The sequence below is a fragment of the Spiroplasma sp. hy2 genome (assembly GCF_044714365.1).
Lineage (GTDB): Bacteria > Bacillota_I > Bacilli_A > Mycoplasmatales > Mycoplasmataceae > Spiroplasma > Spiroplasma phoeniceum.
Map to the genome: position 1 here is coordinate 1 of NZ_RXFZ02000376.1, position 1,255 is coordinate 1,255.

Below are 1,255 nucleotides of genomic sequence, written 5' to 3' on the forward strand. Positions count from 1 at the left end.
AAAGAACATTAATAGGTTATTGTGCTAAAAAATATTTTTTCTTTTCCTTTTACTCTAATTGTTATCTTTTGTAAGAGTTATTTCCTCAATTAATTCAATCTCTCCCGTTTTAACTTTTTGTAATCGTTCTTTAACTATTGCTGATAAGGATAGTAAACTACCATTATTTAATTTCATTTGTAACAATTTTTTTCGTTCTTCATTATTGGGGTCATCAGCTGCTAATTTTAATAAACGCAAACGTTGTTCATAATTTAAATTATTGGGATCTAGCACATCCTCATAATTAATAAAGATTGCTTCTTTTTTACTTGCATCAATATTTATTTTAGCATTTTTTAAGATATTGCTCATTGTTAATGGTTCATTGTCTAAGATTTCATCTGAAATTAGCGGTATTCCATCATTACTATTAGATAAGGACAAATTATCATTATTTTTACCCTGTACTTTTGAAAGTAAAACTGGATTATTAAAATATTTTTGGTCAGGATAAACCTCATCACCGCCAACGCATGGAGTCGCATCTAGTACAACTTGAGCTGGTTTATTTAATAATTCTTCTAATGATTTAGGAGCATAAAAACTATATTTTCGGCGTCCTTCAATCCGTGGTTCTTGAACTCGATTTCGTAGAACATCTAATTTACGCGTAATTAAATTAGCTTTTGATTTTTGCCAACGATCATAAATTTGATTAACATCAAGTGCTGGAGTAACCATATCATTTTCATTAAATGGAACAAATCGATTCTTATTATTTAAATTTAATTCATCTAAATCAGTTAATTCTGTTGCTTGGTTAATTTCTGCCCCTTCTATTGGTTGACATTCAGAATAATCTAATTCATCATAATTATCATTGTGATCAAAAACATCATTTTGAACATTATTTTGTTTAACATTAAATTTATTATTGTAATATGAATATGTCTCAAATTCATTTGTTAATCTAGTAATTTTATCAACAGAATTTTGATTATTATTTAATATCGTTTTATCTTGCAAAATTGAAGTTGGTCGTTTTGCTGGATCAAAATCATTTGGGTCATAATCATCTCAATAATCAATTACTTTTTTATTATTTTCCATTGTTAAAACCCCCATATTTTTTTTATTTATTTATTATACTATAAAATTAAGGTGAAAAAAAGGGTTCAGATAGCTCTGATTAATAAAATATCTGGTTTTTAAATAATCATTGATTAAGTCATTAATTAGTGCTATACTATAAATATTATTAAACTTATATCAA

The 1,255-nt window shown here is 26.1% G+C and carries 1 protein-coding gene; it reads right to left on the reverse strand.

The genetic code is table 4. From position 1 onward, the window contains the following. Nucleotides 1–54: 54 nt before the first annotated feature. Nucleotides 55–1,092 carry a hypothetical protein gene (locus EHV01_RS06690; protein WP_422066778.1) on the reverse strand — a complete coding sequence of 346 codons (1,038 nt, stop codon included), beginning with the start codon at nt 1,090–1,092 and terminating at the stop codon, nt 55–57. Between the last annotated feature and the right edge of the window lie 163 nt (nt 1,093–1,255).